Origin of the sequence: Pseudomonas sp. NFIX10, assembly GCF_900111955.1 — a bacterium.
Taxonomy (GTDB): Bacteria; Pseudomonadota; Gammaproteobacteria; order Pseudomonadales; family Pseudomonadaceae; genus Aquipseudomonas; species Aquipseudomonas fluorescens_AA.
The window spans coordinates 24084-38524 of the sequence record NZ_FOKH01000010.1 but is presented as its reverse complement, the minus strand read 5'-3'; the positions used below and the strand labels follow the sequence as shown (position 1 = coordinate 38524).

Here is a 14441-nt window from a genome sequence, read left to right as displayed (position 1 = left end):
CGGGCCAAATTCAAATCAGAAGCTATAACTCATTGGTAACTTTCGGATTACCCATGATGACGGCTGCGCGCGAAACCTTACAGAGCTGGCTCCATCGCCCCCTGTTCCTGGCGATGATGGCGGCTGCCCTGAGTACGTTCCTGCTGCTGACGGGCAGTCTGTTCGTGGTCGTGGAGCAGATCCAGCAGCGTGAAAGCGACCAGATGAATGCCCAGGGCGAGCGCTTTCTGCAACGGCTGGAACAGCTTTTCGGGCAATTGCGTGAAGGCCTCGACGACCTGCAGAACCAGCCGTTGCGCGGCTGCGACGATGACATGATCGCGACCTTGCGAGAAGTCAGCTTCAATTACCGTTTCGTTTATGAAGCGGTGTACATCGATGGCAGCGGCGTCTGCTCCAATCGTCCGCGCCAGAGCGGGTTGTCGGTGGCCCGGCCGCCCGATCTTCGAGGCCCCACCTACAGCTATTGGCTCAATACCACCACCGAACCCAACGAAGACCGCGCTGCGTTGATGCTGGGCCGTGGCAATTTCCGAGTCGCCACCTCCCGGGGGCATTTGGCCGACGTGGTCGACCTGCCACCGGGCAGCAGCCTGCTGGTGGTCCTGGATCACGGCACGCGGGCCATTCCCGTGTTGGGCACCCAACAACACTGGCCGCCTACAGAGCCTTGGCCACCGAAAAGCCAGAATGCCTTGCAGGTGACGCAGACCCGGCTGATTTATCGGATGCCCACCGACAGCCCGGAATATCAACTGGTGCTGATCGCCCAGCGCAACGGTTTCAAGGTGCCGGCCTATGCCTGGTGGATGTTGCCCATCAGCTTGGTGCTGGGCCTGGGGATTGGTTTCCAGGTGTTTCTGCTGGCGCGCCATCGCCAGTCCATGGACGCCGAACTGCACGGGGCCATCCGGCGCGGTGAATTACAGGTGCTGTACCAGCCGATTTTCGATCTGGACAGCCGCAACTGCGTCGGTGCCGAAGCCTTGCTGCGCTGGCGACGACCGGATGGCACCCTGACCAGCCCGGACTTGTTTATCCCGATGGCCGAGAACACCGGGCAGATCCGCCAGATCACCGATTTCGTGCTGCAGCGGCTGTTCGATCAATTGGGCCAGCTGTTGCGGGCCAATCCGCAGCTGTATATCTCGGTGAACCTGGCGGCCTGCGATGTGATGGTGCCGCGTATTGGCGAAGTGATCGCTCGCCTGCTGGCGTTGCATCGGGTCTCGGCGCACCAGATTGCCTTCGAAGTGACCGAGCGCGGGCTGATCGATGTGTTGGTTGCCCGGGATAACCTGCAATCGCTGCGCGACGTTGGGCATCAGGTGCTGATCGACGATTTCGGCACCGGTTATTGCAGCCTGGCCTACCTGCAAACCCTGCCGGTGGACTGCCTGAAAATCGACAAGGCCTTCATCGATGCCTTGGGCCACGATGCCGCTAGCAGCGGCGTGGCCCCACACATCATCCGCATGGCTCACGCGCTGGAGCTCAAGGTGATCGCCGAAGGCATCGAGCATGAAGCCCAGGCCTCTTATTTAAGCAGCGAAGGGGTGAGGTTCGGCCAGGGCTGGCTGTTCGCCCATGCCCTCAGCGCGGTCCAGCTCATCGAATTGATTACCCGTGGCCGACGCCTGCGTGGGCGTCGCCTTGATGATGAAGCCTAGGTTTTCCAGGCCTGGTGCTCAGACCGTCAGCGCCATGTAGAACTGCGTGCCCTGCCCCGGCCTTGAATAAACGCCCATGCGTCCGCCGTGGAGCTGGACGATCTCCTTGCACAAGGCCAGCCCGAGGCCGGCGCCACCCTTCTTGCGTCCGACCTGGACGAAAGGCTCGAAGATCCTTCCCTGTTGGCCGTAGGCAATGCCTTCACCGTTGTCTTCGACACTGATGATCACCCGCTCGCCGTGGCGTCGGGCCTGCAAGCGGATCTGGCCGTCTTCGCCGGTGTGGCGCATGGCGTTGTCGATCAGGTTATCGAGCACCCGATCCAGTTGCGCAGCGTCGGCATGCAGCCGCGGCAATGGGCCCTGAATCGCCACCAGCAGCTCGATACCTTTGGCTTGGGCCTGCTCGGCGAACCGCAGCCGGGCCTCTTCCAACAGGTCGTCGATGGAACAAGGCGCCAGGGTCAGCTTTTGCAGACCGTTCTGGTAGCGAGAGAAATTCAGCAGGTCATTGATCAGTTGCATCAGCCGCTGCATTTCTTCCGTGACGGTGTTGAGCAGATCGGCCTCGCGGGACTCCGGTGGGAAGTGCAGGCGCTCCTGCAACAGGCCGAATGCCATGTGCATGCCCGTCACTGGCGTGCGCAGCTCATGGGAGGCACGCAGGACGAATTCGCTGCGCACCCGTTCGAAGGCGCGCTGTTCGGTGACGTCATGCAGCACCATGACCGCGCCGAGGATGTGGCCCTGGGTGTGGCTGACCGGCGTGAGGCTGTAGGTCAGCACCCGCGACTCGCCATCGACCTCGATGCTCAGGTCTTCCGGCGCACGCTCCAGGGTTCCACCGCGCAGCACCAGGTGCAATTCTTCATCCAGCTCCAGGCGTCCCAGCGCCTCGCCGAGCCCTTGTCCCAGGCGCGCCTCATCCCAGCCCAATTGACGCTGGGCCACCGGGTTGAGGTGCTCTAGCTGGCCTTGGCGATCGATCATCAGCAAGCCGTCGTCGATGCTGTCGAGCACCGCCTGCAAACGTTGCTGGCCGGCGAGCAGTTCATCGACATTGGTGGCCTGATGCTCGCGCAGTGCCTGGGCCATGACCCCGAAACGACGGGTCAGCAAATTCAACTCGGCGGCGGAAGAAACGGGCAGCGTGACCTCGAAATTGCCCTGGCCGATATCATCCGCCGCCGCGGCCAGCGCCTCGATCGGTGCGCCGAAACGCCGGGCAAGGCCATGGGCCGTGATAAAACCGATGACCAGGACCGCAAACCCCACCAGCCCCAGCAGCCCGGAAATCCACAAGGCGCGTTCGCGCGCGCGGTCCTGGGTTTCACCGATCTTGGTCAGGGCCTGGCGATAGCTGTCGATCAGTCCATTACGCAGCACGTTGAATTTTTCGGTGAGGTCCTTGATGCCCGTGAGCTGTCTCGGTTGCTGGCGAGACGCGGTGAAGGCCTCGAGAAATTCAACGTAGTCGGCCTTGGCCCTGCTGAAGCTGACGGCCGTGTTGTCCAGCTTTCTTTCGTGGGCGATCCCTTGGTCGATCAGCGCCAGGTATTGCCGCTCGGATGCCTCCAGGGCGGCCAGGTCGGGCTTGTCGTCGAGCATGATGATCAACTGATCGCCGAGGGTCTGGCGCAGCTTGAGGCCCAGGTCCAGCAGGATGAAGTTGTCGCGTACCGATTGTTCCTGGGTATTGGCCATTTGCATGACGCTGACCAAGCCAAGCACCAATCCCAGCAATGCCACGGTGATCAGGGCCGAGATACTGAGAAACAGTCGTGTGCGCAGCTTCATCGCCAGTTTCATAAGGTGTCGCTCACAGGTTGTACTGCTTGCGTTTGCGATACAGCGTGGAGGCATCGATACCCAAGGTCTTGGCCGCCTGATCGAGCGTGTCAGCCGTGGCCAGCACCGCCCCGATGTGGGCTTTTTCCAGCTCGTCAAGGCTCAGTGCGGCACCGATGCGCGGTGCATTGTTGACCGGCTGCTCGGCCATGCCCAAGTGACTGATTTCGACTTTTTCCTGCGGGCAGATGATGCTGGCGCGCTCGACCACGTTGCGCAGTTCGCGGATGTTGCCGGGCCATCGGTAGCCTAGCAGCGCTTCGCGAGCCTCGTCGCTGAAGCCCCGGGCCGGGCGCGCGTATTCCTTGACGAAGCGGGCCAGGAAGCGGTCGGCCAGGGTCAGGATGTCTTCGGCGCGCTCACGCAACGGTGGCAGATGCAGGGTGATGACGTTCAGGCGATACAGCAGGTCTTCGCGAAAGCGCCCGTCGCGCACCATGTCCTCGAGGTTGAGGTTGGTGGCGGCGAGAATCCGCACGTCGGCGCGACGGGTGACCGGGTCCCCTACCCGCTCATATTCCTTGTCCTGGATGAACCGCAATAACTTAGGCTGCAAAGTCAGGGGAAAATCGCCGATCTCGTCGAGAAACAGCGTGCCGCCGTCGGCCTGGTTGACCCGCCCCAGGGTACTTTCGCTGGCGCCGGTGAAGGCCCCACGGCTGTGACCAAACAACTCGCTTTCCATCAATTCGGCGGTCAGCGACGGGCAATTGATGGTGACGCAGGACTTTTTCGCGCGTTTGCTCCAGCCATGGATCGCCCGGGCCAACTCACCTTTACCGGTACCGGATTCGCCGAGGATCAGGATATTGGCGTCGGTGCTGGCGACTTGGCGGGCGGTCTCCAGGACGACTTTCATCGCCGGGCTATGGGAATCGAGACCGTCCTTGGGTTTGCGCACTTCCCCTTCCAGGGCTTCGAGCCTTGCCGACAGCTGGCGCACTTCCAATTGCTTGGCGGTGGCCAGGCGCAGTTGATCCGGGCTGCAAGGCTTGACCAGATAGTCGGCGGCCCCGGCCTGGATCGCATCGACTGCGGTGTCGACGGCCGAGTGGGCGGTGACGATGACGACCCGCATCCAGGGCGCCTGGATACGCATTTGTGCCAGGACATCCAGGCCGTTGTCCTCCCCGAGGCGCAGGTCGAGAAAACACAGGTCAAACACCTGGCGTTGCAGCAGTGTGTCGGCCTGGGCGGCGCTGTTGGCGGTGGCGACGGTATAACCTTCGTCTTCCAGGCAGTAACGGAACGTACGCAGGATGGCGGACTCATCGTCTACCAGCAGAATGCGGCCTTGGTGCTCAGTGGCGGATTCCATTTTTCCTACGCTCCTTTAATGAATGATGTGGGTTAGTGTCAGAAAAATCGGGCAAGTTGCATGGTCGATTCTGAGGGGATATTACCCACCGAACCTGCCTCTGTGGACGTCTGACTCCTAAAAGACTGATTTGAGTTCCTTTTTTTCTTATTTATAAGGGTCGGACGGTTCGCGTCGCTGATTCCGACGCCTGCGTCTGACAGGAAATTCCAAAACAACCTTACGCCTTTTCCTTCCCATTCGTGCAATACGCACGACGTGCGCGTGGGCCATCGTGCAGGATGCGTTCCCCATGTCTTTCAATCATTTACTAACTATTTGATTTTAAAGGGATTTAGCGCTTAAAAAATCCTGGCACGCCGGCTGCAATGCTTTGGTCAACGTGGCGTAAGAGCGCCTCAACCAGATCACCACACCCGGGTGGGGAGGAATTTCAGGATGAATCGTCAATGTGCCGTGCAGTTTCGACTCTCTTCCTTGAACGTCCAGCAGGGCTTATGGGCTGCCTTGGCATTGCTGGTCACGCTCGTGATTGGCCAGCAATGGTTGCTCTGGCATGAACGTCAACAGCCAGAAGCGCCCCAGGTGTCCGTTTACCGTGCCCCACAAACCCATTTCACCGCCGTCAGCGTCGCAGAAGCTTCCGCTTCGATGCGCATGATGGATGTCGATCAGGCTCAGCCAGTGACCGATATGCCGCGTGAAGAGCGTTGGGTGTTTTAACTCGAGGTACCGGTCGTCCACTGTGCCGGAACCATCACCGCGAGACCCTCACTAAATAGAAAAGCGTAAGGAGAATCACCATGTTGAGCTGGGCAATTACTTTCCTGATCATTGCCATCATCGCCGCCGTACTGGGCTTCGGTGGTATCGCAGGCACCGCCACGGGCATCGCCAAGATTCTCTTTGTCGTGTTCCTGGTGATGTTCATCGCTTCTTTCTTCTTTGGCCGTCGCGGCCGAGGCTGACCATGAGCGTTTCATTCAAAGGACTGGCCGCCGCCCTGTTGTTGGGCGGCAGTGCCATGGCAATGGCTGCCAATGACGGACAGATGCGCGCCAACCAGTTGCTGGAGGCGGACCCGCAATACCGCGAGACTTGGCAGCATGTCGTCAAAAAAGAAGAACGCCTGCCCGAATGGGTGATGAACCTGTCAGGCGATTCGGAACAGATGAATGCTGTCGAGGAGGACGGCGACAAGTACCTGGTGGGGCCGCTGTGCGAAACCCAGGCCACGTGTCGCAGCAAGCGCCTGATCGTCGCCTTCAGTTTCGACAAGGACGAGGCCTACGCCATGTTGGTGGAAGTCCCTGCCGGACTGCCGGCCGACAAGTCGCCGACCCGTCATGCCGACTACCGTTTTCTCGGTGATCCCGATGAAGGTATGCAGAAACTGTTAATGGAACAACTCAAGAAAGATCCAAACTGGTACTGATTCTGAAAACGAGAAAAGCAGCCCTGCTTTTCTCTGCTGCACAGCCCGAGGAGGGCCGGTGCATGACCAGGGGGCCGGGATGCTCTGACGGATGAGCGTCGGAGTGACCTACGGGCACAAGGGGTGCCTGCGAAAGGGCCGGGTCAGGTAAAAGCTGTGACGCAAGTTCGCAAAGCCCTCACGGCTTGGCGAACTTGCGTAGAGCTTCGCATCACACTATGCATGCCCAGAGCGCTTGCTCGATGCTGGCGTCGCAAGCAGGCCGCGATGCGGCATTTTGTCTCCTTCCGCCAATTTATTGCCCTTTCCCTGACCGTATATCGGAGAATACCGAGACGATTTCACTCCTGGGTCGCGTCTCGATCCGTTGCCGTTTCATCGCCTCCTCATGCCAGGAAGAAAAAGCCCGGCTACGCTGAAATGGCCGGTTCACGGCACTTATGCCAGCAAGAATGTCGCATTCGAGCCGCTCGTAATGCGGGTTTCGTTTGGAAATTCTCATGCCGATTCGGCATAGGGTAGGCGTTTACGGCATTAGACGAGCCCCCCTGGCATCGCAATAGTTGCGCCTTTTTTCGCCTGCCAGTAAGCCGCTCATGCGCTCGGGGTGACCTTATACGGGGGCAGTGGCGCGAATGTCTTTTTCGTCAGCGACGAGCCGTTCGCGCCACTGCCCGAGTCCAACTGAAGTAAGGGTAACGATATGAAGAAGGCACGACTAAGCCTCGCCTGGCAGATCCTCATCGGTCTGGTGCTCGGGATTGCATTGGGCGCGCTGCTCAACCATTTCAGTGCCGAAAAGGCCTGGTGGATCAGCAATGTGCTGCAACCGGCGGGCGACATCTTTATCCGTCTGATCAAGATGATCGTGATCCCGATCGTGATTTCCTCGCTGATCGTCGGCATTGCCGGGGTCGGCGACGCGAAGAAACTCGGGCGTATCGGCCTCAAGACCATTCTCTACTTCGAAATCGTCACCACCATCGCCATCGTCGTTGGCCTGTTGCTGGCCAATTTCTTCCAGCCGGGCAGCGGCATCGACATGAGCACCCTGGGCACGGTGGATATTTCCAAGTACCAGGCCACCGCCGCTGAAGTCCAGCATGAGCATGCGTTCATCGAGACCATTCTCAACCTGATCCCGTCGAACATCTTTGCCGCGGTCGCTCGTGGCGAGATGCTGCCGATCATCTTCTTCTCCGTATTGTTCGGCCTGGGCCTGTCCAGCCTGCAATCGGACCTGCGCGAACCGCTGGTGAAAATGTTCCAAGGCGTGTCGGAAAGCATGTTCAAGGTCACCCACATGATCATGCAATACGCGCCAATCGGTGTGTTCGCCCTGATCGCGGTGACGGTCGCCAACTTCGGCTTCGCATCCCTGTTGCCGCTGGCGAAACTGGTGATCCTGGTTTACGTCGCCATCGCCTTCTTCGCCTTCGTGGTGCTGGGCCTGATCGCCCGCCTGTTCGGGTTCTCGGTGCTCAAGCTGATGCGCATCTTCAAGGATGAGCTGGTGCTGGCCTACTCCACCGCCAGCTCCGAAACCGTGCTGCCGCGGGTGATCGAGAAGATGGAAGCCTATGGCGCTCCGAAAGCCATCTGCAGTTTCGTGGTGCCCACCGGTTATTCGTTCAACCTCGACGGCTCGACCCTGTACCAGAGCATCGCGGCGATTTTCATCGCCCAGCTGTACGGCATCGACCTGTCCATCAGCCAACAGTTGCTGCTGGTGCTGACCCTGATGGTCACCTCCAAGGGTATTGCCGGCGTGCCGGGCGTGTCCTTCGTGGTCCTGCTGGCTACCTTGGGCAGCGTGGGCATTCCCCTGGAAGGCCTGGCCTTCATCGCCGGTGTCGACCGCATCATGGACATGGCCCGTACCGCGCTGAACGTCATCGGCAATGCCTTGGCCGTGCTGGTCATCGCCCGTTGGGAAGGCATGTACGACGATGCCAAGGGCCAGCGCTACTGGAACTCCCTGCCGCACTGGCGCAGCAAGGAGCCGCTGCCGGCGGGAGAAATCTCCAGCCGCTGATGCGCACCCCCTCTGTGGGAGCGAGCTTGCTCGCGATTGCGGAGTGTCAGCCAACATCCATGCTGACTGATCCGACGCCATCGCGAGCAAGCTCGCTCCCACAGGAGGCTTGCGCAGTGACTATCAAACCCCGGAAAAATCCGGGGTTTGTCGTTTCTGCCAGCCCCGCTATCATTCGCCGCATCTTCCGGGGGGTTTAACCGATGCTCAATGGCCTGTGGCTTGGCTTCTTTATCGTGGCAGCCGTGTCGGCGCTGGCGCAGTGGTTGATCGGCGGCAACGCCGGGATCTTCGCGGCCATGGTGGAAAGTATTTTCGCCATGGCCAAGCTGTCGGTGGAGGTCATGGTCCTGCTGTTCGGCACCCTGACCCTCTGGCTGGGCTTCCTGCGCATCGCCGAAAAGGCCGGCATCGTCGACTGGCTGGCCAAGGCCCTCGGCCCGCTGTTCTTGCGCTTGATGCCGGAAGTGCCGGCCGGCCATCCGGCGATCGGCCTGATCACCCTCAACTTCGCCGCCAACGGCCTGGGGCTGGACAATGCGGCCACCCCCATCGGCCTCAAGGCCATGCGTGCCCTGCAAGACCTCAACCCCAGCCCGACCATCGCCAGCAATGCGCAGATTCTGTTCCTGGTGCTCAACGCCTCGTCGCTGACGCTGCTGCCGGTGACCATCTTCATGTACCGCGCCCAGCAAGGCGCGCCGGACCCGACCCTGGTGTTCCTGCCAATCCTGATCGCTACCAGCGGCTCGACCCTGATGGGGTTGTTGTCCGTGGCATTCATGCAGCGCCTGCGCCTCTGGGACCCGGTGGTGCTGGCCTACCTGATCCCGGGGGCACTGGCGCTGGGCGGCTTCATGGCGTTGCTGGCGACGCTCTCGGCCACGGCCCTGGCGGGGTTGTCATCGATCCTGGGCAACCTGACCCTGTTTGGCCTGATCATCCTGTTCCTGGTGGTGGGCGCGCTGCGCAAGGTCAAGGTGTACGAGGCCTTCATCGAAGGCGCGAAAGAAGGGTTCGACGTTGCCAAGAACCTGCTGCCGTACCTGGTGGCGATGCTCTGCGCCGTCGGCGTGCTGCGGGCGTCGGGGGCGCTGGATTTCGGCCTGGACGGCATCCGCCACCTGGTGCAATGGGCCGGCTGGGATACGCGGTTCGTCGATGCCTTGCCGACGGCCATGGTCAAGCCGTTCTCCGGCAGCGCCGCCCGGGCGATGCTGATCGAGACCATGAAGACCTCCGGCGTGGACAGCTTCCCGGCCCTGGTGGCGGCGACTATCCAGGGCAGCACCGAGACCACGTTCTACGTGCTGGCGGTGTACTTCGGCGCAGTGGGCATCCAGCGGGCGCGCCACGCCGTGGGTTGCGCGCTGTTGGCTGAACTGGCGGGCGTCCTGTCGGCGATCGGGGTCTGCTACTGGTTCTTTGGCTGAGGCCTTCAGGGGGTCGGCGTTGCGAAACGCTGGCCCTGCTCCAACGTCCAGTTCACCACCTCGGCGGTTAGCCGGTCGCTGGCCCGGCCAAAGCCGTCCACCACCGCCGGCACCTTCACATCGTTCAATGGCTGGCGCACTTCGAAACGGCGGCTGGCCAGGATGCGCTGGTCGAACCCTCGCACCAGTAACGCGTCCAGGCGAACCACCACGCTGGCGGCGCTGCCCTGGTACTCGGTCTGGAATGCCTGCAATTGCCCGCCCAGCTCCAGGTCTGCCTGCAGGTTGCTGTCAGCGACACTCAACAGCCGGACACGCCCGTCCTGGGCAAAGCCGTCGAGCAGGCGGTTGCGCACCAATACCGGGGCAGGGTCGCTCCAGCGCGAGGCGGCGTAGCTGCTGAACAGGTTGCCTTGGGGAATGACCGCGATTTTCGGGCTGTTGAGCACTTCGCTGGCCTGCGGGCTGGCCAGGCGCAACGACCAGCTCACCGGCGTGCCGGCGGAAGCCGGCGCCTGGGCGGCGGGCAAGCGATAGATGTCCGAGGGCTCGGCCTTGGGCAGGATCGAACAACCGGCCAACAGGATAAACCCCGCCAGCACCAGGCCCGGACAGACGAATCGATGGAACGGTTTCATGGCGTGAATTCCTTGTCCTTGTCATTGCCCAGCAAATAGCCGCTGGGGTTGGCATCCAGGCGTCGGGATATACCGCGCAGGGCACTCAGGGTTTCCCGCAGCTCGCGCACGGCTGGCGCCAGGGCATTGAGGCCCTGCATGCCGTTGTTCAGCGAATCGCGGTTGTCGTTCAGCAGTTTGTCGAGGGTCGCCGTGCTGCGGGCCAGAGAATCCATGGCCTGGCCGGCACTGCCGAAGGCCTGTTTGCCCTGGTCGTTGAGCAGCCCATTGGCATTGCGTATCAACGCCGTGGTCTGCTCCAGCGTGGCGCTGGCCTGTTTGCCGACGGCCGCCAATTGCTGCATGGCCTGGCGAATATCGCCACGCTGATCGGCGATGACCCCGGTGGTTTGCTCCAGATGATCGAGGGTATTGCTCAGGCGCTGGACGTTGTCCGAGGAAAACACCTCATTGGCGTTGTGCAGCAGCAGGTTGATGCTGGTCATCAAGTCATCGCTGTTGTTCAACAGGCGGGCGATCGGCGAGGGCGCGGCGATGATCACCGGCGGTTCGCCGTCGTGCCCGGTCAATGGCGGGCTCTGGGGCGTGCCGCCGCTGAGCTGGATGATCGAGGTGCCGGTGATGCCGGTCAGCGCCAACTTGGCCTGGGTGTCCTGCTTGATCGGGGTCTCACCGCTCAAGCGCACCCGCGCCAGCACCCGGCGCGGGTCGTTCGGGTCCAGGCGCAGGTTCACCACGTCGCCGACCTTGATGCCGCTGTATTCCACCGAGCTGCCCCTAGACAAGCCGCTGACGGCCTCGTTGAACACCACTTCGTAATCCTTGAACTCGCTGTCCACGCTGGACTTGGCCAGCCAGAGGCCGAACAGCAGGGCGCTGATCACCACAATGACGGTGAACAGGCCGATCAGCACATGATGGGCTCGGGTTTCCATGTCAAACCTCGTTGGACTGTGTAGCGGCGGATAAAGCCGCGCGGCCGCGAGGGCCATGAAAGTATTCATGAATCCAGGCGTCGTCGGTTTCCGACACCTTGTCGATGACATCGGCCACCAGCACTTTTTTCTGCGCCAGTACCGCCACCCGGTCGGTGATGGTGTAGAGGGTGTCCAGGTCATGGGTGACCAGGAACACGCTCAGGCCCAGGGCGTCGCGCAGCGTCAGGATCAATTGGTCGAACGCCGCCGCGCCGATGGGGTCGAGGCCGGCGGTGGGTTCGTCGAGAAACAGGATGTCCGGGTCCAGGGCCAGCGCACGGGCGAGGGCGGCGCGTTTGATCATGCCGCCGGACAGCGAGGCGGGGTACTTGTCCGCGGCCGAGAGCGGCAGCCCGGCCAGGGCGAGTTTCACCGCCGCCAGGTGTTCGGCATCGGCCCGACTGAGGCCGGCGTGCTCGATCAGGGGCAGGGCGACGTTTTCTGTCACGGTCAGGGACGAAAACAGCGCGCCTTTCTGGAACAGCACGCCAAAGCGCCGTTCCACCCGCGAACGCTGCTCCTGGGACAGGCTCGGCAAGTCCTGGCCGAACACCCGCACCGAACCCTCGCTGGGCTGGTTCAAGCCGACGATGCTGCGCAGCAGCACCGACTTGCCACTGCCGGAGCCACCCACCACGGCGAGGATCTCGCCCTTGTAGACGTCCAGGTCGAGGTTTTCATGCACGCTCTGGCGGCCAAAGCGATTGCACAGGCCACGCACCTGGATCACCGCCTCGGCGGGCGGTCGGGAAGCCGGACTCACCATTGCATCTCCATGAAAAACAGCGCGGCCACGGCATCCAGCACAATCACCACGAAAATCGACTGCACCACGCTGGAGGTGGTGTGGGCCCCGACCGATTCGGCGCTGCCGCTGACCTTGAAGCCTTCCAGGCAGCCCACGGCAGCGATCAGGAAGGCGAAGATCGGCGCCTTGACCATCCCCACCACGAAGTGCTGCACACCGATGTCCGATTGCAGCAGTGACAGGAACATGGCCGGGGAGATGCCCAGCGACAACGCACACACGACACCGCCGCCAATGATGCCCGAGAGCATGGCCACGAACGTCAGCATGGGCAGCGCCACCAGCAGGGCCAGCACCCGCGGCACCACCAGCAGCTCGACGGGGTCGAGGCCAAGGGTGCGGATCGCGTCGATTTCTTCGTTGGCTTTCATCGAGCCGATCTGCGCGGTGAACGCGCTGGCGGTGCGGCCCGCCATGAGGATCGCCGTCAGCAACACGCCGAATTCGCGCAGGAACGAGAACGCCACCAGGTCCACGGTAAAGATACTGGCGCCGAAATCCGCCAGCACCGTCGCCCCGAGAAAAGCCACCACCGCGCCCACCAGGAACGTCAGCAAGGCCACGATGGGCGCCGCGTCCAGGCCGGTCTGCTCGATGTGCACGACCATCGGCGTAATGCGCCAGCGCCGCGGGTGAAACAGCCCACGGGCCAGGGTTTCCAGGATCAGGCCGACAAAACCGAGCAATTGCAGGGTGTCCTGCCAGACCTTCTCCACGGCGCGACCGATGCGCGTCAGCAACTGGGTCACGACGCTGACTTTCGGTTCTTTGTCCGGTACGCAGAAATCCGTCAGCGAGCAGTACACCGTCTGCAACAACGCGCGCTCGGCTGCCGGCAAACTGCAGTCCGGGTGTTCGGTGGTCTTGCCCAGCCGTTCGGAGCCCAGCAGTTCCACCAATAACGAGGCCCCGGCGGTGTCGAGGGCACCAAGGCCGTTGAGGTCGATCCGGGTATTTTCGTCGTACCGGCCGCGCAGCGATTCGCCCAGGCGCTTGAGCTGGGGATAATGGGCCAGCGTCCAGTCGCCGCTGATCCACAGCTGCGCCGGCGAGCCGGACGTGTCGAGTCGGGCACTGCCCATGTGGGGGCTGGGGGTCATAAGTTCCATGCTCGTTCGGCTTGAACAGCGCTACCTGATAGCACAATCGCCATTATTTTGCTTCGGGTGCAGCGGCGCTCACGTTGAAACGCAGCACACCGATCATCTGGCCATTTTCCGTCAGCACCCGTACCTGCCATTTGCCGGTCGGGTCGTCCGGGAAATTCTGTTTGTGCGTCCAGGCGCGATAGCCTTCCTTGCGCCCGCCATGGATGTCCAGGGCGATACGATCCACTTCCTTGCCGTTGAACTGCCAGACGTGATAGATCCGCTCGTCGAGCCCACGTGGTGCGTTGATCGCGGTGTAGGCGTACAGGCCGTTGCCGCGGATCTGGGCGGCGCTGACTTCCTTGAGGCTGGCTCCGGGGGTGCGGTCTTCCAGCTGGGTGCTGATCGCCACCTTGGTCATCCACAATGTCGCTGGCGGCACCCAGGAGCGCAGCACCCAGCCGGCGGCGCCAATCCCGACGGTGATACACAGAATGGCCAGGGCGTTGCGCACGGTGCGGATCGGGAAGATCGAGGCCAGGCTGGGAAACGACAGCAGCATGGCAATGCCCAGGGCCAGCTTGAAGCTCTGGTCGGTGGTCAGGTGCAGGATGACCGGCAACGCGGTGAGCAGGGCGGCGAACAGCGTCAGCGTGTGCAACGCCAGGAACGCCCAACGCCGCGGTGCAAGCCATTTGTAGTACAGCGGATCGGTGATCGAGATCAGCGCCGCGATGCTCAGCAGGCCGGTGAAAATCAGTTGGCTGCTGTTCCAGGTGGTGGTGATGAAGAAAAACGGCAGGACGAAAAACAGGCTTTCCTGGTGAATCATCTGCGTGGCGTAGCGCAACAGCGGCTGGGGGATCTCCCGTTTGAAAATCCGCGTGAACAGCCGGGTCATGCTGTTCTCGACCATCAGCCAGAGCCAGCTCACCAGCATCATGACGGCAATCCAGGTCGCCAGGCCCTGCTGGCGGTCCACCAGCATGAAACTGCCGACTCCGGAGATGAAACCACCGAGCGCAATGACCCCTGGATAGCGCTTCATCAATTCAAGGATGCGCTGGATATAGACCGTCAGGTTTTGCATTCGGTAGTTTCACAGTAAGTCGTGGGAAATATCCCTGACAGAGTATCGCCAGGACATCGATGTGACGAGCACTCTTGTGGTGAGGGCGTTTTCTGTGGGAG

13 protein-coding genes are annotated in these 14441 nt (G+C 61.8%); 6 read left to right on the top strand and 7 right to left on the bottom strand.

All coding sequences use genetic code 11. The features are described from left to right. Positions 1 to 56 precede the first annotated feature (56 nt). Positions 57 to 1670 carry an EAL domain-containing protein gene (locus tag BM321_RS11325; protein WP_092442673.1) on the top strand — a complete coding sequence of 538 codons (1614 nt, stop codon included), beginning with the start codon at positions 57 to 59 and terminating at the stop codon, positions 1668 to 1670. 18 nt (positions 1671 to 1688) lie between these two features. On the opposite strand, the gene BM321_RS11320 is transcribed toward BM321_RS11325, so the two are convergent. After that, a complete protein-coding gene (locus BM321_RS11320) occupies positions 1689 to 3479 on the bottom strand; it encodes an ATP-binding protein (protein WP_092442579.1) in 1791 nt (596 codons plus the stop codon). A 10-nt stretch (positions 3480 to 3489) separates the two neighbouring features. Beyond that, complete coding sequence (gene algB, locus BM321_RS11315; RefSeq protein WP_053126909.1) at positions 3490 to 4836, bottom strand: sigma-54-dependent response regulator transcription factor AlgB; 1347 nt, start codon at positions 4834 to 4836, stop codon at positions 3490 to 3492. Between the two features lie 438 nt (positions 4837 to 5274). On the opposite strand from algB, the gene BM321_RS11310 reads away from it, so the two are divergent. The 5 genes from BM321_RS11310 (at position 5275) to BM321_RS11290 (ending at position 9739) form a co-directional block, all read left to right on the top strand. Further along, positions 5275 to 5559, top strand: coding sequence for a hypothetical protein (locus BM321_RS11310; protein WP_092442578.1), 285 nt, complete (start codon positions 5275 to 5277; stop codon positions 5557 to 5559). Positions 5560 to 5639: 80 nt separating this feature from the next. After that, on the top strand, positions 5640 to 5804 hold the full coding sequence (locus BM321_RS11305; protein ID WP_003177151.1) for a DUF1328 domain-containing protein: 165 nt from the start codon (positions 5640 to 5642) through the stop codon (positions 5802 to 5804). Positions 5805 to 5806: 2 nt separating this feature from the next. After that, positions 5807 to 6271: an inhibitor of vertebrate lysozyme family protein gene (locus BM321_RS11300; RefSeq protein ID WP_092442577.1), complete on the top strand. Its 465-nt coding sequence runs from the start codon at positions 5807 to 5809 to the stop codon at positions 6269 to 6271. Between the two features lie 703 nt (positions 6272 to 6974). Next, entirely contained in the window at positions 6975 to 8306 is a 1332-nt protein-coding gene (gene gltP, locus BM321_RS11295; RefSeq protein ID WP_092442576.1) for a glutamate/aspartate:proton symporter GltP, read from the top strand. Between the two features lie 203 nt (positions 8307 to 8509). Next, entirely contained in the window at positions 8510 to 9739 is a 1230-nt protein-coding gene (locus tag BM321_RS11290) for a nucleoside recognition domain-containing protein (RefSeq protein ID WP_072407729.1), read from the top strand. A 5-nt stretch (positions 9740 to 9744) separates the two neighbouring features. Here the strand turns inward: BM321_RS11290 and BM321_RS11285 are convergent, their stop codons facing one another. From BM321_RS11285 to BM321_RS11265, 5 genes are read right to left on the bottom strand one after another with little or no spacing between them, the layout of a single operon-like run. After that, positions 9745 to 10377, bottom strand: a complete 633-nt coding sequence (locus BM321_RS11285; RefSeq protein ID WP_092333435.1) for an ABC-type transport auxiliary lipoprotein family protein — start codon at positions 10375 to 10377, stop codon at positions 9745 to 9747. Further along, positions 10374 to 11312, bottom strand: coding sequence for an MlaD family protein (locus BM321_RS11280; RefSeq protein ID WP_092442575.1), 939 nt, complete (start codon positions 11310 to 11312; stop codon positions 10374 to 10376). Before BM321_RS11280 ends, BM321_RS11285 begins: the two co-directional genes overlap by 4 nt. A 1-nt stretch (position 11313) precedes the next feature. Continuing rightward, entirely contained in the window at positions 11314 to 12120 is an 807-nt protein-coding gene (locus BM321_RS11275; RefSeq protein ID WP_092256950.1) for an ABC transporter ATP-binding protein, read from the bottom strand. Further along, positions 12114 to 13262 (bottom strand): ABC transporter permease, encoded by a 1149-nt coding sequence (locus tag BM321_RS11270; RefSeq protein ID WP_092333431.1) that lies wholly within the window; start codon positions 13260 to 13262, stop codon positions 12114 to 12116. Before BM321_RS11270 ends, BM321_RS11275 begins: the two co-directional genes overlap by 7 nt. A 52-nt stretch (positions 13263 to 13314) precedes the next feature. Continuing rightward, positions 13315 to 14340 carry a DUF5924 family protein gene (locus BM321_RS11265; protein ID WP_092442574.1) on the bottom strand — a complete coding sequence of 342 codons (1026 nt, stop codon included), beginning with the start codon at positions 14338 to 14340 and terminating at the stop codon, positions 13315 to 13317. Positions 14341 to 14441 lie beyond the last annotated feature (101 nt).